This window comes from bacterium (assembly GCA_016786595.1).
Taxonomy (GTDB): domain Bacteria; phylum Bdellovibrionota_C; class UBA2361; order SZUA-149; family JAEUWB01; genus JAEUWB01.
Genome location: JAEUWB010000053.1, coordinates 13760 through 32453, shown reverse-complemented (window position 1 = coordinate 32453; position 18694 = coordinate 13760). Strand labels below are relative to the sequence as shown.

Genomic DNA, 18694 nt, shown 5'->3' with positions numbered 1-18694 from the left:
GGTCAAATGAGTAAAAAACATCTTACATTTGCAGTCAGTCTAATAGTTAGCTGCGTTCTAATTGTTGCTTTATTTTGGAATGTCGAGTGGGAAAAGTTCTGGCAAGTTATAGGAACAGTATCATATCCACGGCTGATCCCATTTGTGATTTGTGGCGCTCTGGCATTTCCCCTGCGGGCATTGCGCTTAAAATATCTACTGCCGAAATCCGATTTATCATTTTCAACACTACATGCAGCCAATGCCGTTGGTATTCTAGCGAGTGTAATGTTGCCCTTTCGCGCCGGTGAGTTTGTGCGTCCAGCACTTCTGCAGAAGACTGGAAGAATTAGTTTTACAGGTGCTCTTGCTTCAAGTGTAACGGAGCGAATCTTTGATATTTTGGCGCTACTTGTAGTTTTTAGCATTGCCTTGGGTGGTAGAGCGAATCTTCCAGAGTTAGCAGAGCGAGGCGTCCAGGTATTAGTTGTGCTTGTTAGTTGCGCCGGTCTTTTTGTGCTGCTTGGATATTTCAAGGCTAATTTAATTCTTAAATCAGCGCAGACTGTGCTCAAATTTGCACCACTCGGATTGAGGTCTAAATTACTAAAGTTAGTCGAGGATTTTTTACAAGGCTTAGGCGGAGTGGGGTCATTGCGGGCGTTAATTGCTGCAATACTGTTGTCGCTCGTGATTTGGGTTTTATACAGCATTAAGTATTACTTTGGATTTTCTGCATTCGATGCTCAGGCGCCGCTTGGGACGGGATTTGCATTGAGCTCAATGATTGGAATTGCCGTGGCAGTTCCTGCTGCCCCAGGGTTTGTGGGCACCTATCAAGCCGGTAGCGTCGCTGCAGTATCCGGGATTTATGGTTACAATCGTGAAATTGCTTTAGGTTTTGCAATACTTACGCATGTGCTTGAGCTTTGCGTATTAGTTATGGTCGGTGGAGCGGAGTATTTTCGTTCTCGAAAACTGAATCTCGGCAAAAATCAATAACTGCAGAGGAAATCTGTGTTAGCGCCTGCTTAAGCTTGCGCGATGCGAATCCACTTTCTGCGGCGACGTCAGACACGGCAAAAACAGCCTGCAGGCTTACCTTGTGAAAATTTGCTGCAGACAGAAGTGCCGAATATTCCATGTCAATTGTGCGTGCGCCACGGCGCATTAAATTGTAAATTTTTTCTGGGATTTCTCGATATGGCGCATCTGTGCTGGCGATTGTTGTGCGGTGTATGCCGAATGCACTGTTGGGCTCAATCTTTGCTGATAAAATAAACTGATTAAGGATATTTTGAGAGGGTTGCGCAGGCATTGCATGCGAAGTTGAGCCAGTATCTTGTAGATAGTTTGCGCTCGTCCCTTCGTCGCTGATCGCAGTAGTTGGCAATATGTAATCTCCGACTTGAAATGAATCTCCCAAGCCACCAGCAATGCTGACTAAAATAAATTCTCGTATGCCGCGCTTAACTAATTCCTCTAAAATGGCAACAGCAAAGGGGGCGCCCATGAAGGGGCCAGTAACTAATAATTTGTTGTCAGCTGTGGCGTAATAATTGGTTGCGGAAAGTAAGCGTTTGCTTGAGTTGATTGTAATGGAGCGGCTTTTGAGTTGATTTAAAAAGATATCGCGGATCAGAAAACCTGGAGTTAAAATGGCAATGGTAGGCGTGGACGGGATTGAACCGCCGACCCTCTGCACGTCAAGCAGATGCTCTCCCACTGAGCTACACGCCTCCATAGGTGCGCGGATATTAGCAGCGGCTCAGGTTGAAGTCTAGAATTAGGAGAATTTCTTGGTGAAACGGCGTGGACGGGATGCGGAGTGATGGGCGGTAGCAGACTAAGGTATGGTTTATTGTTGTCATGTATGGACCTTTCAATGATTATGCTTATCGGCCCTGGGTGGGGAGAGATTTTCAGAAATGGCTCGCCCTTGGCCAAACTTGGTCTGCAAACCACCAGCAATTACGACTCGGGCTGCGCTTTACTTTCTTCAAACCTCTCCCCACCCAGGGTCTCAGCCACTCAAGGTATTAATTTCAACTAGCTGTTTTTCTATAATTATTTGGGGTTCGAGTATTTTCAATAGAGCGTAGAGTGGGACCTCGGCGTGCCTTTGACTCGAGCGTTCGACCGAGCTCACGCCGAGGGCTCAGGCCGAGAGTAGTTCGATCGAACGCTTGATGGAAGTTTTTCGAGGGCCTACGCAGGCCGGTTTCATTTCGTTCAGTTAATCACTAAGGTTAGTTCGGCTGAGTACGACCGAGAAAAAGTTTCAGTAAGAGCACTCGGAGTGTAGAGTAAAGGGAAAGAAAAGGTCCATTTCATCATCTTGAGCGAATTGAATGCGAATATAGTGAGCATTCAACGAGTCGAAAGATCCCCAATCATTAAGACAGTCAAAAGCCCAGGGCCCAACGCTTTCTTAATAAAATCGCCTACTTTTTAGGCTCAATTATGGAAAAATCTAGGAATTTTGCTAGGCAATCTTTAGATAACCTAACCACTTTACATAACAGCCATTTTTCCCTATATTGCGCGCTCTTTTGAATAATCAGGATTTTTTATGCCAAAGATGAAAACACACCGAGGCGCGGCAAAGCGTCTCTGGACCACTGGAAGTGGAAAAGTAAAGCGTGCCAAGGCTGGTAAGCGTCACATTCTCACGAACAAGAATCGTAAGCGTAAACGCAATTTAAGGCAGACTACCGAAGTCAGCAGTGCGAATCGCAAGGATGCAAACCGCCTATTACCGTACGGCAATTAAGCGCTAAAGATATTTGAAGATTAGAGGGAGTTTTTATGAGAGTAAAACGTGGAGTAAAAGCACGTCGACGTCGTAATCGCGTATTGAAAATCGCAAAAGGTTTTCGTGGACGTTCGAAAAATACAATTCGTCAAGCAACACAACGCGCTGAAAAGTCGCTAACGTACCGATATCGCGATCGTAAGACGAATAAACGCAATTTCCGTTCACTTTGGATTACTCGCATCAATGCAGCACTAGGTGAAGCGATGTCATATTCTAAGTTCATTAACGGCTTGAAAGTAGCTGGTGTTGAGCTTGATCGTAAAGTTTTAGCTGCTCTTGCTGTAGAAGAGCCGCTTGCGTTTCAAGAAGTTGTAAAGGTTGCCCAAGGCGCAGCGTCGTAAGTAGCAGGCATTTACAACTCGTTCAGGTGCAAGGTGTCGAATTCAGCAACGCTTACGCAAGAATTAGTAGCTGCCAAAAAGACTTACATCGCGTCGATTCATGAAGTCGCGTCGACCGAAGAGCTGGGATCGATTAAGCAAGCTTTATTTGGTAAGACCGGCAGAATCACCCAAGCATTAAAAGCACTTAAAGATATACCTGAGACTGAGCGTAAGGACTTTGGCAAGCTCGTTAACGAAGTGCGAGTAGAGTTAGAGTCTGTTCTAGAAAGGCGTCTTAAAGAAATATCAGAAGCAGAAGTTAGATCTAAGCTCAGTAGTGAGTATTTAGATGTCACTTTGCCATTAAATCAAGCATTACCGATCTCGCAAATTGGATCACTACACCCATTAACTCGTGTGCAACGCGATCTGGAGCGCATCTTTACCGGCCTGGGATTTACTGTAGTTGATGGCCCGGAGGTGGAGAGTGAATTTTATAATTTTGAAGCATTGAACGTGCCTGAAACCCATCCGGCGCGGGACATGCAAGATACTTTTTGGACAACAACACGTCATTTACTGCGCACACATACTTCACCAATGCAAGTGCGTTCAATGCTGGAAATGGGCGCGCCGCTGAGGATTGTCGCGCCGGGACGTGTTTTTCGTTATGAGCGTATTGATAGCTCGCATGAACATACCTTCTATCAAATGGAAGGAATGTTAATTGATCGACATGTAACCGTTGGAAATTTGATTTACTTCATGAAGACCCTGTTGCGTGAGATTTTTGGCAGCGAGCAGAAAATTCGTCTGCGACCTGGCTATTTCCCTTTCGTTGAGCCTGGATTCGAGCTTGATATTTGGTTTAAAGACCGTTGGTTGGAATTACTACCTTGTGGACTAATTCATCCGCGCGTTTTGGAATATGGCAAAATCGATCCACGAGAGTGGTCGGGCTTTGCCTTTGGCTTAGGGCTAAGTCGCTTAGTGATGAGTAAATATAAAATTGATGACATCCGCTATTTACAAGGTGCGGATTTAAGATTTCTTAAGCAGTTCTCCAGCATTGTATAGGTATTAATGAAAATTTCTAAAGCCTGGCTTTGTGATTTTGTTGACATCAGCGATTTAAGCCATGCTGAATTTGAGACAATTGTGACTACCAAGGTCGCAGAAGTTGATTCAATTGAGGAGATCGGTCTAGGCCTTGACACTGCTGTTGTCGTCGAAATCTTAGCTACTAAAGCACATCCACAGGCTAATAAGCTGCAGATTGCAACAGTGACTGATGGTAAAACTCAGTATGAAGTTGTATGCGGAGCCCCAAATTGCCGCAGTGGCTTAACAACTGCTTTCTTGCCAATTGGGTCCACGATTGAAAGTACAGATGGTAAAATCAAAATAGAGCAGCGTGAATTACGTGGAGTGACAAGTTTTGGGATGCTTGCTTCTGAGGCGGAACTTGGGATCTCCAGCGATCATGCAGGAATCTTAGAACTTGATTTGAAAGTCGGACAAAAGCTGAGGGAGGTCTACGGTGCTTCTGATGCGATCATTGAAATTGACAATAAGTCACTAACGCATCGCCCAGATCTTTGGAGTCATTTTGGCTTTGCGCGGGAACTTTCCGCGATTTTAAAGCGCCCATTGAAGTCTGATTACGATCAATTTGCAACTAGCCCGGAATTAGTTACAAAATACATTGCTCAGTTTGCGAAAGGTAAGACTGATTTTCAAATCAAAATCGATGCCAACACGGAATGCCGACGTTTTACCGCGATTGAGATTACTGGCTTAGACTCGCGCAAAAGCCCTGCATGGCTACGCAGAAGACTTACTAGTATTGGCGCTAATCCGAAGAGCTTATTAATTGATCTTAGTAACTATGTAATGTTTGATCTTGGTCAACCGAATCATACTTACGATGCAGATCGACTTTCGGGAAAAGTGCTTCAGATTCGCAATGCCGAGCCAGGGGAGAAATTTGCCGGTCTTGATGGAGAAACTCGAGCACTTAATCCTCAAGAAGTTGTCGTTGCCGATGAAAATGGTTGTCAGTGTCTTGGCGGAGTACTCGGCGGTGCGTTAAGCTCTATTTCTGATGTAACGACGCGAGTTCTACTTGAGACTGAAAATTGGAACCCAACGCGTGTGCGACGCACGATGAAGCATACTGGAATTCGCACAGACAGTTCAAATCGTTTTGAAAAAGACCAAAGTGCTGAGTCAGTCGTGCTTGGAACTGTGCGCTATCTGGAGTTGCTAAATCAGTGCGGGGTTAAATTTGAAGTTCGCGGTGAATTATTAGATGTCTATCCAATTAAGCAGCAGGTGGTTAGCATCCCTTATGCTCCAGTAAAAATTCGTGAATTGCTCGGAGCAGAAATTTCCGACCCAGAAATAGCTGAGATCTTAACTGCACTTTCCTTTAAGATTGAGCGAGAGACAATTACTGTCCCATACTACAGAGCAACTAAAGACGTAGGGATTCTTTATGATTTAGTCGAAGAAGTTGGACGTATTTATGGCTATGAGCGTATACCAGAAGCCGCACCGCTCTTTGCAGCATTAGCTCCACGATACGATGAGCTCAAGGGTTTCGAGAATAGTGTGCGTGAGTTATTACGCGGCGCTGGATTTAATGAAATATCTACATACTCTTTTGTCAATGAAGAGTTTTCACGGCGCTGTGGTTATAATCTACAAGCAGCGATTGAATTACAGAATCCAATCTCAGCTGAAGAGCGATTTATGCGGTCTTCGCTGATACCAAATTTACTAACTGCGCTGGAGACTAACGCACGTCATACACGTGAAATTATGGTCTTTGAGTGTGGTCGAGTTTTCGAAGCTTGGAATGATACCGAAGCACTTGCCCAACCATGCAATGAAAGACGTATGCTATCGTTGGGGCTGGTTGCTGATGACGATAAACTCTTTTATGCCTTAGTCGGCATACTTAATCGCATCGTGAGGCAAGTGACGATTGAGACAATGGAAATACTGCCAGAGTGGAAAAGTGCTGAGCATGAGGATTTATTTGAAGAAAAGCGCTGGATGCATCCTTATCGCAAGGGTTTATTGAAGTTAGCGACCAAAGGCCGTACGGATGACCTTGGAGTGATTGCGCAAGTTATTCCTGGGGCCATTACGCTTGCGGGGCAGAAAGTAGTCTGCGCTGAAATTGACCTAGGGCGACTTTATGCTTTGCGTGATGAGCGTGATTTCTTTACTCCAGTCAATCGCTACCCAGAGTCATTCTTTGAAATGTCGGTGATTATGCACGAGCACGCAGAATTTTCGAAGCTGCAAAGACTACTGAAAAACTCAACACCGCAGGGGTTACTTCGTGGAATGGAAATTTTAAGCGTCTATCAAGGGAAACCTCTTGAACCTGACGAAAAAAGCATTTCAGTTAAAATGCGTTTTGCTTCAGATGCGGGAACAATTAGTAACGAGGAGTTGCAAGAATTACAAAAGGGGTTAATGCATGCAGTCACAGCAAACGGCTACAGATTGCGTCAGTGATATTACTTTAATTGACCAGTTCGGCGCTGACTGGGTTGATCAGATCCTTGAGATCGAGAAGCTAAGTTTTTCCAATCCATGGAGTCGAGATAGTTTTCTTTCCGAGTTAAATAGTAAAAATTCTATTAGATTTGCTGCTTTGAGTGATTCCCAGCTAGTAGGATATCTATTTGCTCATCGAATTGAGGACGAACTTGAAGTATTAGAGTTTGCAGTTAGTAAAGCTGAGCGAGGCAAGGGAATTGGTAGGCGATTAATAACCAAATTAATCGATCATGCTCGAGCGACTTCTACCAGTAGAATTTTACTTGAGTTAAGACACTCTAATCATGAGGCTTTTTGCTTATATGATACTTGTGGTTTTAAGCCATACGGAGTTCGACAAGCTTATTACCGTAATCCTCAGGAGGATGCTCTCCTAATGCAATTTGTCACTAATCGCCCTAATTTATAAAATCACTGTAGTAATAGCGACTTATATTGACGAAATTAATTAGTTATTGTATTATCCATCGTCCGTTTTAAGCGTAATAAATATACATTTATGCTCAAAAAAAGCGGCTAAACGGAGACTAAGATCCTGTGACAACTAAGAAAGTGGCTATCAAGAAAACAAAACCAGGTAAGAAGGCAACTAATGGTGCTGTCACCAAAAAGAATGTTGCTGCACCTAAACTATTAGTAAGTAAGACAAAGTCAAATACCAGTAACAGTAGTGCGATTACAAAATCAATTTCTCCGTTAAGAAGCGCTATAGTTCAAGAAACCACTCAGCGACCAGTAAGTGCTCAAATCTCAACATTTAAAGTAGGGGATAAAGTTGTTTATCCAGCGCAAGGCGTCGGAGTTATTCAGAGCATCGAAGCTCGAAAGATTGGCACTTTTGAACAACGCTTTTACAAGATAAATATTCTCGAAAATGGTGCTACAATTATGGTGCCTGTCGGCCAAGTTGAGACTGTTGGTTTGCGCCGAGTAATTGACACTAAGACAATTGAAAAAGTGTACGATATTTTGCGTGATCGCAAAATTACCGTTGATACTCAGACTTGGAATCGTCGTTATCGTGAGTATACTCAGAAATTAAAGACTGGTTCGCTTTTCGAAATCGCTAAAGTCATTCGCGATCTGTCAGTGCTTAAATTAGACAAGGAGCTTTCCTTCGGTGAGCGTAAAATGTTGGATGCTGCTGAAGGGCTACTCGTTAAAGAAATCTCAATTGCTAAGGCGCGCACTGAAGACCAAATCAAGAAGGAAATTCAAGGCATTTGCCACGCTTAGCGGCTAGTGTTTTTGTAATACATTTTTGACTTCCAGAGATTCCTAGTTTTTAAGCGTGTTTCTGGACGTCTTAAATCTAACCATAGCAAATTTCCTTCAGATCGAATATTAAACACAGTCATGTCGGTTGAGGTCAGAGCAAAAGTTGGAGTTGTAGTTGTCGCAGCAGGTAATAGCATTCGCTACCGACCAAACACTCAGAAATTATTAGAGACAATTGCACCTGGAATTCCAGTGATTGCCTCGACACTGTTTGCACTAAAAAGATCCAATTTAATCCACTGCTATGCGCTTGTGGTTTCCAAGGAAATTGAAAAGCATATCCAAGATCTTGCCGGGAAAATTTTGGCTCAGAGTCCTTATCAAATCATTCGTGGCGGTTTGTCTCGTCAAGAATCAGTCTACTTAGGCTTACAGTCACTGCCTCAGAAAGTAAATTATGTATTAGTGCATGATGGCGCCAGGCCTCTACCTTCAGTAGAGTTAATTAAGCGCGTGATTGAGGCAACCACCCTCAGTGGGGCAGCAGTTCCCGTTGTCGCAGTCACTAACACAATTAAACATGCAAGAAATAATGAAATTGTAAAAACAGTTCCTCGTGAAGGCCTCTTTGAGGCCCAGACGCCGCAGGGCTTTAGCTATCAAGACCTTGTCGACGCTCATCTCAAGGCACGACAACTCGAACTAAACACCACAGATGATGCTGAATTAATTGAAAAAACATTAAAATCAAAGATTGTCACCTGTGAAGGCGACCCAGATAATATCAAAATTACAGTGCCCGCAGATTTACGCCTTGCCCGCCTGATCTATAAAGAGCGGCTTTAGGGGTCTCACGCAAAACCAAATTTCGTGACAAACCCGTTAAATCTGCACCGCAGGTTGAAACACCTTTTGCTTTAAACCTTGAATCCGCTCGGGTAGTAAGGTCATGCGCTTTTTGCTACGTTCACGTTTGATGGCCATTGCCAGTGCGCGCTTAGTTCCTACGATAATCAATAAGCGCTTCGCTCGAGTAATTCCTGTATAGATTAACTGGCGCTCTAATAAAATGGCGTGAGAATCATGCAGTGTCATTACGACAACAGGCATTTCCGAACCTTGCGAACGGTGAATTGTAATCGCATATGCCAAGTCAAGTTCGCTTAAGTGCTCAGCTGGATAAGTAATCAAGCGACCGTCCCAAAGTTTGACATCGATGGACTCAGCCTTAGGATCAATTGCCGTGATATAGCCTTGATCGCCGTTAAAAACCCCTGAATCACCCAGATCGTAATTGTTTGCACGCTGACAAACACGGTCTCCAACTCGATATTCGATGTTTCCGACACGCACTGTTGGGCCACCGTGCTGCTTTGGATTTAAGGCGGCCTGTAGCGTTTGGTTTAATGCAATCACGCCCAGTGGGCCTTGATTTGTGGGTGTGAGCACGGAAATATCTTGTGGAGAAAAATTAAATTTTTCAGGAATAAAACTTGAAATCAACTTAGTGACAATCTCACTACCATGCTCTGGGCCTGTGGCAGCGACGAAAAAGCTATCTGTCGCTGTGGGACGATTAGTTAGCAGCTGAATATTAGGAATAACAGCATTGTTAATCGAGTGTGCAATTTCAGTGATTTCTGACTCTGCCGACCGACGAAACAAACGCGAAAGTCGGACTTGGGGGATTGCAGGCACGCTCAGTAGATCAGCAAAGAATAGCCCTGGGCCTACACTCGGTAGTTGATCGGCATCGCCGACTAGAATTAGCCTGGTGTTGTCAGATACAGCGGCAAGTAAGTTTGCTGCAAGTGGGATATCGACCATTGAACATTCGTCAATAATTAAGGCTTCGCAGGGAAGTTGATGATGCTGATTGTGTACAAAAGAGTTGGTGAAAGGGTCATATTTGAGTAAGCGATGCACTGTTGAAGCTTCTTCTTCGCAAACTTCTGCTAGACGCTGAGCTGCACGCCCAGTTGGAGCGGCAAGCTTAAAGCTAATACGTGCGCGTTTGAAAAGTTCGACAATTGTTTTAACTACTGTAGTTTTACCGCATCCAGGACCGCCGGTAATTAAAACAGCTGACTGGTTAGCAACTAGCTGGAGTGCGCGGTGCTGGTCTTCGGAGAGAGAGAAACTGCTTTGTGCAACGATCGAATTAACTTGGTCGGTAGGAATCGTTTTTTCTAATGAAAAATTACGTTTTAAGCGCGACTCAAAAAACTCTGAAACACCTTTCTCTGCGGTATGTAGTTGCGGTAAGTAAAGTCGCCCATAATCACGGATGACTTCGCCATAACTGACACAATTCTCAAGCTCTTGGCTAAGAATTTCCGCATCATTAAACCCTAACACAGACTGCGCTTTGGCGAGTAAAATTTCTTGAGTTAGAAATAAATGCCCTTCCTCACTAGCACGCTTGAGTGTGTATGCTAATCCTGCGCGAAGTCGGATCGCAGCGCTGGGGTCAATACCAATCAATTGAGCGATGCGGTCAGCCGTTTTAAAACCTATGCCCCAGACAGTTGAGACAAGTTGGTACGGATTTTCCTTAACAATTTTGATTGCATTTGCTTTGAAGTGCTTAATAATACGATTAGCTGTGCCAATTGGAATGTTGAAGCTTGTGAAGAAAAGTAAACTCTCTCTCTGGCTGCGTTTACTTTCCCACTCACTAACGAGTTCTTCAGCTTTTCTCCTGCCGATTCCCGGGACTTCGGCGAGACGCTGCGGATTTGATTCAATAATGTTTAGTGCCTCTGTGCCGAAATGATCCACAATCCGCTCAGCAAGGACTGGCCCAATACCTTTTAATTGGCCTGCGCCGAGATAGCGAATGAGTCCTTCTTTTGTTGGAGGCGGAGTGTCGACGATGGAGCTTGCCTTAAATTGCTTGCCGAATTTAGGGTGCTCGATCCAGCTTCCATGCGCAAGAATATGAACCCCTGGAGTAATTGATTTTGTGTTGTAGCCAACTACGGCAATTTCTTTAATTGGAAAATCAAGACTGACCTTGAGCACATGGTAGCCCGTATCAGCAGAAAAATAAGTCACACGCTCGACGATGCCACGAATTGACTGCTGTGCGTCTGTGGCCTTATCGTTCTGTCGTTTTTGCTCCAAATTCATATATTTGCTAGAGAGATATAACCTATATGAGCTTGGAAATTGCAACAATAGTAGTATCTGACTTTTCACAGAACTGCAGGATTCTGATTGACCGATCTACCAGTTCTGCTTGCGTAGTGGACCCCGGGAGTGATGTGCAGCTAATTACCGATGAGATTCAGGCTAGAAAAGTGACGATTGAAAGTATTTTTCTTACGCATTCTCATATTGATCATGCTGGGGGAGTTAAAGACCTGCAAATAGCATTAAGAACGATACAGGGTCAGCAGGCTAAACTCTATGCGCACCCAAATGAACGTGACTTTCGAGCTACGATAGAATCCTTAGTTCCAGTGTATGGACTAGATCCGGCTCAATATAAAAATTGCCCCGAACCAGATCATGAACTTAGCGGAGGAGAAGAGTTTAGAGTCGGTAGCCTATCTGCGCTGGTAATTTATACCCCTGGTCACTCGCCAGGGCATTTGGCTCTTTATTTCAAGAGTCATCAGATTTTAATCGCAGGCGATACTGTTTTTAGTGGTTCCGTCGGTCGCGTAGATTTGCCCGGCGGAAATGAACAAGTTTTAAAGTCATCAATTCTAGATAAAATCCTCAAACTTCCGGGAGAGACAAAACTACTCTCTGGACATGGCCCAAATACGACTGTGGCAGCTGAGCTTGGTAAAAATCCGTTTGTGAAGATCTGGCAAGCAGGGGCAACTTTATAATGGCGCAGCTAACGGCCACACTTTTGGTTACCGGGTCAATTGCAGCGTACAAGGCAATCGATTTAATGCGCGACTTACAGAGACGCGGTTTGCGTGTGCGTGTTGCGATGAGTAAGGCAGCGCAGGAGTTTGTGCGGCCACTTAGTTTCGAAGTCTTAAGCGGTGAGAAAGTTGCTATCGACTTGTTCAACCAAAACGAAGAACAGTCAATCGGACACATCTCACTGGCCAACGACACCGATTTAATTATTGTGGCTCCGGCAACGGCAGATCTCCTCAACAAAGCCGCTCAGGGAATTGCAGATGACGTAGTCACGGCGGTTTTATTGGCAACAACTAAACCAGTAATTTATGTTCCGGCGATGAACGTTAAGATGTGGCAAAATTCTGTAACACAAGAAAGTATTAAAGTACTTAAGACTCGTGGCGCAATTTTTGTCGACCCTGTTGAGGGTAAGCTAGCTTGTGGTTGGATGGGTAAAGGGCATTTTCCAGAAAACGCTGAGATTATGTCCGTCGTGGAAACGCTCTTAAATTTGAGTACAGATTTAAAGCGAACACGGGTGATTATCACTGCAGGACCCACTCGTGAGTGGATTGATCCGATTAGATTTCTTAGCAATCGTTCCTCAGGATTAATGGGTCAAGCCTTAGCTGAAATAGCAAAAAAGCGCGGTGCCCATGTCGATCTGGTCTTAGGTCCAGTAGATCATGCGTTAACGGGGGCAGATCGAGTCGTCCAGGTCAGCACCGCACTGGAAATGGCACAACAGGTAGAGACTTACCTCGGCGAGCAAGTGCCTGGAATTGAACACACGATTGTAATCTTTGCTGCAGCAGTGTGCGATCACCGTCCAAAATCGGTTTCCTCGAACAAGCTCAAAGTCAGCAAAAGTGAGAGTTACTCAATTGAGCTAGTTCCAAATCCAGACATTGCATTTGAAGTTGGTTCCCGACGTGAAGTTTATCAAGCAGCGCTCAAAACAAAATTGACGCTAATCGGTTTTGCAGCTGAGTCTGGTGACTTTTCAGATCTTGAAGCGCTTGCCAGAAGGAAACTTCAAGCTAAACATTTGGATTATGTTGTGGGTAATTTGCTTGATTCTTTCGAGACAGATCGGACGCGTGCGGTCATGGTCAATCAGACAGATGCTAGTGTATTTTCCAAGGGCAGTAAGATTGAACTTGCAGATTTCATTTTTACTAACGTAAGTAAGTTATGAATAATCGCTTACTAGAGGTCCTGAAGCAGAGCTTGGAGGCTCAAGGGATAACTGGCCTTCCACGGGACTGGTTTGCGCACCAGCAGGTTCAAGAGCAATTTGTAACAGGTGAGACGTCAGCAATGAATCAGAACAATATGGAGCAAGTAGGCAAAAGCACTGGGGCATCAGCGCAGCTAGTCTCTAGTGATTTGCGCTACGGGCAGACTCTATCTGAACTTAACACTGAGGCCCAGCAGTGCACCCGCTGTCGTCTCTGTGAGACCCGCAATAAGGTTGTCTTTGGTGTGGGCAATACTAAGTCACCTAAAATTTGTTTCGTTGGCGAGGGGCCAGGTGCAGATGAGGATCAGCAAGGAGAACCCTTCGTTGGTCGTGCAGGGCGATTACTCACAGCAGCAATTACTAAAGGAATTGGTATTGCGCGTGAGGAGGTCTATATTTGTAATGTGGTGAAGTGTCGTCCGCCAGAGAATCGTGCGCCACTACCAGATGAAGTCGAAGCCTGTAGACCTTTTTTGGAACGACAAATTGCCTTGATTAAGCCAGAAGTTATTATTACTTTGGGTTCGCCTGCCTTTGTCACGTTAACTGGCAACAAAACCGGAATTACTAAAGTACGTGGAACATGGTTAGAGTGGCAGGGAATACCCTTGATGCCGACCTTCCACCCTGCATATTTACTGCGAAATCCGCCCGCAAAAAAGCCCTTCTGGGAGGATTTAAAGACTGTGATGCTCCGACTAGGCATCCCCATTAACGCGCAATCGATTTAGTTATATGATCAAGTTTTTCTGGCGAAAGGTCATTATTCTTGTCTGCATCACTCTTAGCTTGATGCTCTTAAGCTCAGCAGGCACTCTCTATGCTCAACTAACGCCAGAAAAGGCAAACCCAGAAACGACAAACTCAGAAAAGACAAACCCAGAGAAGACAAACTCAGAGAAGCTAAATTCAGAGCGGAGTCTAACCGGGCCAGTACTGGTTCTTACGATTCACGGACCAATTACTCCGGCAACAGATGATTTTTTAAAAACTAGCTTAGCTGCAGCCGTAGAACGTAATGCTGCGATGCTAGTACTTGAACTTAATACTCCCGGTGGCCTCGTAACTTCAATGCAGAGCATGGTCGAGCAAATTTTAAAATCTCATACCCCAGTGATGGTTTACGTATCACCAAGTGGGGGCGGCGCTATCTCAGCGGGTGCTTTTATTACTATGGCAGGTCATCTAGCAGTCATGTCACCCGGAACGAACATCGGCGCAGCACACCCGGTGCAAGCTGGTGGGCAGGAAATGACTAAGGAGATGAATGAGAAAGTTGAGAATTTCGCAGTCTCGCTAATTAAGGCAATCGCAACAGAGCGCGGGCGTAATGCTAACTGGGCTGAAGAGGCTGTACGTAAAAGTGTTGCAATTACAGATGGTGAGGCTCTAGATAAAAAAGTCATTGATTATCTTGCGGGCGATCTAAATTCAGCTTTAGTAAGCGCTGAGGGGAGAAAAATTAAACTTGCCGGCAGAGATTATACTATGCCTAAAGTCTCAACGCTCGAGCGACATACTCTAGAGATGACCTTCAAGCAGCAGGTCGCAAGTGTCTTATCCGACCCAAATATTGCAATTTTGCTCGGCCTTGGTGCAATGCTTGGAATTACAATTGAGCTTTATCATCCGGGAGTTATTTTGCCTGGGGTTGTCGGCGTGACGTGTTTAATTTTATCACTAATTGCTGGACAGATCTTGCCGCTCAATTCTGGCGGAGTTGCTTTGCTGATACTGGGCTTTATATTTTTTGCAGCAGAGCTTTTTTCAACAAGCTTTGGCGTTTTTGCCATTGCAGGCTTAATTTGCACTGTGCTTGGTGCAATTTATGTAATTGATACGAGTGTAATTTGGGGTGCGGGTAGTATCGAAGTAGATTACTTGCTGCTCGGTTCAGCTGCTAGTCTAGTTGGTTGCCTACTATTAATCTTGTCTTATTTGGCAATCTCTGCGCAAAGGCGTAAGTCAGCTAGCGGCAAGGCTGGGATGGTTGGTCAGAGAGGTAAAGTTTTAACGAATTTTGTACGTAATGATTCCGGTCGTTATCTGGGGAAAGTCGCTGTATTTGGAGAAATTTGGGATGCAGAGTCAGCAACTAGCGAACTTTTGCGCGATACGCCAATTGAGGTAAAGTCTTTCGCAAGCAGTCGAGTTTTAACAGTAGAGAAAGTGAGTAGCTAACTATGCCAGCGTTGATGCCGATAATTATTATTTTTGCTGCACTTATTTTCAGTGCGATTAAAATTATTAAGGAATATGAACTTGCCGTGGTTTTCCGCTTCGGTCGTCTCGTCGAGCCTCGTGGTCCTGGAATTGTTTGGATTTGGCCTGTGATTGAGCAAATGCGACGCGTTGATTTACGTACTGTAACAATGGACGTGCCACCACAGGACGTAATCACACGAGATAACGTGTCTGTGAAAGTTAACGCAGTGGTTTATTTCCGCGTAATGGATCCAAACCGTGCAATCAATCAAGTTGAAAACTATCTCTATGCAACGAGTCAGCTTGCTCAGACTACTTTACGTAGCGTTTGCGGCGAGGGAGAGCTTGACGATCTATTGATCAATCGCGAGCAACTAAATAACCGCTTGCAGGAAATTCTTGATCACTCCACCGACCCTTGGGGAATTAAAGTATCGATGGTTGAGATTAAGCATATCGACTTGCCTGTCGAGATGCAGCGCGCGATGGCTAAGCAAGCTGAGGCTGAACGTGAAAGACGTGCAAAAGTTATTGGTGCTGAGGCTGAGTTTCAGGCCGCAGAGAAGCTTTCTATGGCTGCAAAAATCATCGCCACCGAGCCACAAGCGTTGCAATTACGCTATTTGCAGACCCTACGAGAAATTGCGACTGAGAATAACTCAACGACTATTTTCCCGATTCCAATTGACTTTATTAATGCTTTCATGAAGAGAAGCTAGACTGTGACTGCAGGAGCGGAATTTAGAGATTATGAAATCTCAAAAGATCGTATTGCTCTCTGGCCTCGCAATAAGCGCCGTGGTGAGTCGAAGCTGCTTGTCGCTACAAGGCAACGAACTGGGTCAAGTATTACCGACTCGAGTTTTAGCCGAATTATCGAATATTTAACTAGTGGCGACTTACTTATCGTAAACACGAGTCGAGTCGAACCTTGTCGGGCATATTTTAGTCATACTGGCTCAGGTCGAGAAGTTGAATTCTTTTTTCTTGCTGCAGTTGGGGCTAATCGCTGGCGTGCGTATGTGCGCGGTGGTGGGCGTTATACGACCGCTGACAGCTTTTCCCTAGGCCCACTTGTTGCGAAAATTTGTGGACGCGGGGAATCAGTCAAGGAGTTTTTGGTTGAAGTTTCAAGCAGCGAGATTTCAGATACTGAGAGTAAACGAATTACTGAGATTCTTAGAGCACATTCTGTGATGCCAATTCCACCTTATATTAGAGACGGCCGTGCAGTCGCAGAAGACCAGAAATATTATCAGACAGTTTATGCCGCAACTCCTGGGTCTGTAGCTGCACCTACAGCAGGACTTCATTTTACAGATAATTTACTGGCTACACTAAAAAGTCGCGGAGTTGAGATCTTGAATATCGTGCTGCATTTAAGTGCTTACAGTATGCAGGATTTGGAAGTTGAGAATGAAGCAAATCCGACTGCTACTGAGCACTACATGATCACTGAGCAAGTGTGGCAACAAATTCAAGCTAAAAAATCAAAGCAGCAGCGCATTATTGCTGTTGGCACCTCGGTAACGAGAGCACTTGAATCATTTGCTTTACTCGACAGCGCTACCAGAGAGACTAGTTTTAATCGCTTGCTCAAGACAACGCTTTACATTACTCCAGGCTTTAGATTCCAAGTTATCGATGCTTTGTTGACAAATTTTCATTTGCCGCGTTCGACGCATCTCTCTCTGGTTAATGCATTTTATGGTGCAGATCGAATTCAGCAAATCTACACACATGCACTGACAGGGGATTACATGTTTTATAGCTATGGAGACTCGATGTTATTGTCATGAAATCTAGCGCCGATCACGTCAAGCCGTTTACGATTCAAGCTAGTGACAAGCTCGCGCGTAGTGGCCTCTTTCGGACTGCACACGGAGATTTCAAGACACCGGCTTTTATGCCTGTTGGCACACAGGCAACTGTCAAAGCGCTAACGCCAGCAATGCTTAAAGAAGCTGGTGCCGAAATCATTCTCTCTAACACTTATCACTTGCACCTGCGTCCTGGTGAAAAGCTCATCCAATCACTTGGTGGATTGCACGATTTTATGGGTTGGCACGGCCCAATCTTAACTGATAGCGGGGGATTTCAGGTTTTTTCACTGGCAAAACTTCGTAAAATCACAGCTCAAGGTGTTGAATTTCAGTCGCACCATGATGGAACTAAGGTTTTCTTCAGCCCCGAGAAGGTGCTCGAGATCCAAGCTGATTTAGGAGTTGATCTCTTGATGATCCTGGATGAGTGTCCTGCGCATACCTTGCCGAAGGACGCCGTACGTAAGTCGCTTGAGCTAACACTTGATTGGGCAAGACGTAGTAAACTTCACTACAAACGCAAGCAAAATTTCATACTTGGTATTATCCAGGGCGGTCTATTTGATGATCTACGGATTGAAGCTGCAGAGCGCATGGCACTTTTAGACTTTGATGCTTATGCGATTGGTGGAGTGAGTGTGGGGGAGGATGTTGAAGATTTAAATCGTATTGTTGCTGTCACAGCACCAAGGTTACCAACCGAGAAATTACGTTACGTGATGGGGCTTGGTAGTCCTGCGGAAATGCTACTTGCGATTCAGCATGGTGTTGATTTATTTGACTGTGTGATTCCAACGCGCAGTGCCCGCTTTGGACGCGCTTATACGAGCAGTGGAACCATTAATCTACGCAACTCTCGATTCCGAGCAGCCCGGGATCCAATCGAAGAGACTTGTGATTGTTATTGCTGTAGAAATTTCAGTGCCGGCTACATTTCCCACTTAATTCATGCACAAGAAATATTAGGAATTACCCTAACAACCTTGCATAATATCAGCTTCTTTCAAAACCTCATGAAAAGGGCCCAAGAAGCAATTCATAGACAAGATTACGATAATTTTCTAAAGAGCTTTGTCGGTAATTTTAACGCAGGCAACGAAAATCAAAATTTGGAATAGACTGAGTGCCATAATAAATACATACCAGTTGACGAAAGTTTCGTTAGCCACAAAGAGATGTTCAGAATGAAATTTACTAAATCAGCACTACCACGTATGGCAGCAAGTCACTTCGTCGGACTACTTAGCCTAGCAATCTTAAATGTGTGTCTAGCTGATTTAGTGCTGGCTAATCCTGCGCAGTCAGTGCCAGCTACGACACAGCAGCCTGTACCAAACTCTACTGAGTTTTGGCTGAATACGATTTCCTTTATCATGTTTGGCTTTTTTGTTTACTACTTTATGGTGATCAAGCCGATGTTTGATAAGGAACAAAAGCAGAAAAAGTTTATCGAAAACCTTAAGAAAAATGAAATTGTACAGACAACTGGCGGAATTATTGGAAAGGTCATGTCGATTGATGCAGATGCAATTACAATTGAATCAGTCCCCGGCACTAAATTGAAAATCGCGCCCGCGCATATCATCATAGCAGCAAGTGAGTCAACGAACTCAGCTGCAAAGAAAGCATAGTTTGAGGAATA

Annotated in this window: 18 protein-coding genes and 1 tRNA gene; 16 read left to right on the top strand and 3 right to left on the bottom strand. The window is 44.5% G+C overall.

Going from position 1 to position 18694, the window contains the following annotated elements; all coding sequences use genetic code 11:
• The first annotated feature begins 6 nt into the window (after positions 1-6).
• Positions 7-981 carry a flippase-like domain-containing protein gene (locus JNK13_08680; protein ID MBL7662811.1) on the top strand — a complete coding sequence of 325 codons (975 nt, stop codon included), beginning with the start codon at positions 7-9 and terminating at the stop codon, positions 979-981.
• Here JNK13_08680 and JNK13_08675 read toward each other — a convergent pair.
• Together JNK13_08675 and JNK13_08670 are read right to left on the bottom strand one after the other, a co-directional pair.
• Positions 920-1492, bottom strand: a complete 573-nt coding sequence (locus JNK13_08675) for a hypothetical protein (GenBank protein ID MBL7662810.1) — start codon at positions 1490-1492, stop codon at positions 920-922. The genes JNK13_08680 and JNK13_08675 overlap by 62 nt on opposite strands.
• A 152-nt stretch (positions 1493-1644) precedes the next feature.
• Positions 1645-1719: transfer RNA gene (locus tag JNK13_08670), tRNA-Val, on the bottom strand.
• Positions 1720-2551: 832 nt separating this feature from the next.
• On the opposite strand from JNK13_08670, the gene rpmI reads away from it, so the two are divergent.
• The 7 genes from rpmI (at position 2552) to JNK13_08635 (ending at position 8760) form a co-directional block, all read left to right on the top strand.
• Positions 2552-2752 carry a 50S ribosomal protein L35 gene (gene rpmI / locus JNK13_08665; protein MBL7662809.1) on the top strand — a complete coding sequence of 67 codons (201 nt, stop codon included), beginning with the start codon at positions 2552-2554 and terminating at the stop codon, positions 2750-2752.
• 35 nt (positions 2753-2787) lie between these two features.
• Positions 2788-3138: a 50S ribosomal protein L20 gene (gene rplT / locus JNK13_08660; protein ID MBL7662808.1), complete on the top strand. Its 351-nt coding sequence runs from the start codon at positions 2788-2790 to the stop codon at positions 3136-3138.
• Positions 3139-3171: 33 nt separating this feature from the next.
• Positions 3172-4197 (top strand): phenylalanine--tRNA ligase subunit alpha, encoded by a 1026-nt coding sequence (gene pheS, locus JNK13_08655; GenBank protein ID MBL7662807.1) that lies wholly within the window; start codon positions 3172-3174, stop codon positions 4195-4197.
• A gap of 6 nt (positions 4198-4203) precedes the next feature.
• Positions 4204-6651: a phenylalanine--tRNA ligase subunit beta gene (gene pheT / locus JNK13_08650; protein ID MBL7662806.1), complete on the top strand. Its 2448-nt coding sequence runs from the start codon at positions 4204-4206 to the stop codon at positions 6649-6651.
• Complete coding sequence (rimI, locus tag JNK13_08645; GenBank protein ID MBL7662805.1) at positions 6614-7105, top strand: ribosomal protein S18-alanine N-acetyltransferase; 492 nt, start codon at positions 6614-6616, stop codon at positions 7103-7105. The genes pheT and rimI overlap by 38 nt, the downstream gene beginning before the upstream one ends.
• 338 nt (positions 7106-7443) lie before the next feature.
• Positions 7444-7932, top strand: coding sequence for a CarD family transcriptional regulator (locus JNK13_08640; protein ID MBL7662804.1), 489 nt, complete (start codon positions 7444-7446; stop codon positions 7930-7932).
• 120 nt (positions 7933-8052) lie between these two features.
• On the top strand, positions 8053-8760 hold the full coding sequence (locus JNK13_08635) for a 2-C-methyl-D-erythritol 4-phosphate cytidylyltransferase (protein ID MBL7662803.1): 708 nt from the start codon (positions 8053-8055) through the stop codon (positions 8758-8760).
• A 36-nt stretch (positions 8761-8796) separates the two neighbouring features.
• Here JNK13_08635 and JNK13_08630 read toward each other — a convergent pair whose 3' ends face one another.
• Positions 8797-11046 (bottom strand): ATP-dependent RecD-like DNA helicase, encoded by a 2250-nt coding sequence (locus tag JNK13_08630; GenBank protein ID MBL7662802.1) that lies wholly within the window; start codon positions 11044-11046, stop codon positions 8797-8799.
• Positions 11047-11072: 26 nt separating this feature from the next.
• Between JNK13_08630 and JNK13_08625 the strand changes: the two genes are divergently transcribed.
• The 8 genes from JNK13_08625 to yajC all read left to right on the top strand — a co-directional run bounded on the left by JNK13_08625 (position 11073) and on the right by yajC (position 18683).
• On the top strand, positions 11073-11756 hold the full coding sequence (locus JNK13_08625) for an MBL fold metallo-hydrolase (GenBank protein MBL7662801.1): 684 nt from the start codon (positions 11073-11075) through the stop codon (positions 11754-11756).
• Positions 11756-12979, top strand: coding sequence for a bifunctional phosphopantothenoylcysteine decarboxylase/phosphopantothenate--cysteine ligase CoaBC (gene coaBC / locus JNK13_08620; protein MBL7662800.1), 1224 nt, complete (start codon positions 11756-11758; stop codon positions 12977-12979). The genes JNK13_08625 and coaBC overlap by 1 nt, the downstream gene beginning before the upstream one ends.
• Complete coding sequence (locus tag JNK13_08615) at positions 12976-13755, top strand: uracil-DNA glycosylase (protein ID MBL7662799.1); 780 nt, start codon at positions 12976-12978, stop codon at positions 13753-13755. Before coaBC ends, JNK13_08615 begins: the two co-directional genes overlap by 4 nt.
• Before the next feature lie 4 nt (positions 13756-13759).
• Entirely contained in the window at positions 13760-15205 is a 1446-nt protein-coding gene (locus JNK13_08610) for a nodulation protein NfeD (GenBank protein MBL7662798.1), read from the top strand.
• 2 nt (positions 15206-15207) lie between these two features.
• Complete coding sequence (locus tag JNK13_08605) at positions 15208-15948, top strand: slipin family protein (GenBank protein ID MBL7662797.1); 741 nt, start codon at positions 15208-15210, stop codon at positions 15946-15948.
• 3 nt (positions 15949-15951) lie between these two features.
• On the top strand, positions 15952-17028 hold the full coding sequence (gene queA / locus JNK13_08600) for a tRNA preQ1(34) S-adenosylmethionine ribosyltransferase-isomerase QueA (GenBank protein ID MBL7662796.1): 1077 nt from the start codon (positions 15952-15954) through the stop codon (positions 17026-17028).
• A complete protein-coding gene (gene tgt, locus JNK13_08595; protein ID MBL7662795.1) occupies positions 17025-18170 on the top strand; it encodes a tRNA guanosine(34) transglycosylase Tgt in 1146 nt (381 codons plus the stop codon). The genes queA and tgt overlap by 4 nt, the downstream gene beginning before the upstream one ends.
• A gap of 66 nt (positions 18171-18236) precedes the next feature.
• The gene (gene yajC / locus JNK13_08590; protein MBL7662794.1) at positions 18237-18683 is read left to right on the top strand and encodes a preprotein translocase subunit YajC; all 447 of its coding nucleotides are present in this window, start codon (positions 18237-18239) and stop codon (positions 18681-18683) included.
• Positions 18684-18694 lie beyond the last annotated feature (11 nt).

Excerpts from the sequence above, each read along its gene's own strand:
- JNK13_08680 (MBL7662811.1), top strand. The coding sequence starts at position 7 with ATGAGTAAAAAACATCTTACATTTGCAGTCAGTCTAATAGTTAGCTGC.
- JNK13_08675 (MBL7662810.1), bottom strand. The coding sequence starts at position 1,492 with ATGGGCGCCCCCTTTGCTGTTGCCATTTTAGAGGAATTAGTTAAGCGC.
- rpmI (MBL7662809.1), top strand. The coding sequence starts at position 2,552 with ATGCCAAAGATGAAAACACACCGAGGCGCGGCAAAGCGTCTCTGGACC.
- rplT (MBL7662808.1), top strand. The coding sequence starts at position 2,788 with ATGAGAGTAAAACGTGGAGTAAAAGCACGTCGACGTCGTAATCGCGTA.
- pheT (MBL7662806.1), top strand. The coding sequence starts at position 4,204 with ATGAAAATTTCTAAAGCCTGGCTTTGTGATTTTGTTGACATCAGCGAT.
- rimI (MBL7662805.1), top strand. The coding sequence starts at position 6,614 with ATGCAGTCACAGCAAACGGCTACAGATTGCGTCAGTGATATTACTTTA.
- JNK13_08635 (MBL7662803.1), top strand. The coding sequence starts at position 8,053 with ATGTCGGTTGAGGTCAGAGCAAAAGTTGGAGTTGTAGTTGTCGCAGCA.
- JNK13_08630 (MBL7662802.1), bottom strand. The coding sequence starts at position 11,046 with ATGAATTTGGAGCAAAAACGACAGAACGATAAGGCCACAGACGCACAG.
- JNK13_08625 (MBL7662801.1), top strand. The coding sequence starts at position 11,073 with ATGAGCTTGGAAATTGCAACAATAGTAGTATCTGACTTTTCACAGAAC.
- coaBC (MBL7662800.1), top strand. The coding sequence starts at position 11,756 with ATGGCGCAGCTAACGGCCACACTTTTGGTTACCGGGTCAATTGCAGCG.
- JNK13_08615 (MBL7662799.1), top strand. The coding sequence starts at position 12,976 with ATGAATAATCGCTTACTAGAGGTCCTGAAGCAGAGCTTGGAGGCTCAA.
- JNK13_08610 (MBL7662798.1), top strand. The coding sequence starts at position 13,760 with ATGATCAAGTTTTTCTGGCGAAAGGTCATTATTCTTGTCTGCATCACT.
- JNK13_08605 (MBL7662797.1), top strand. The coding sequence starts at position 15,208 with ATGCCAGCGTTGATGCCGATAATTATTATTTTTGCTGCACTTATTTTC.
- tgt (MBL7662795.1), top strand. The coding sequence starts at position 17,025 with ATGAAATCTAGCGCCGATCACGTCAAGCCGTTTACGATTCAAGCTAGT.
- yajC (MBL7662794.1), top strand. The coding sequence starts at position 18,237 with ATGAAATTTACTAAATCAGCACTACCACGTATGGCAGCAAGTCACTTC.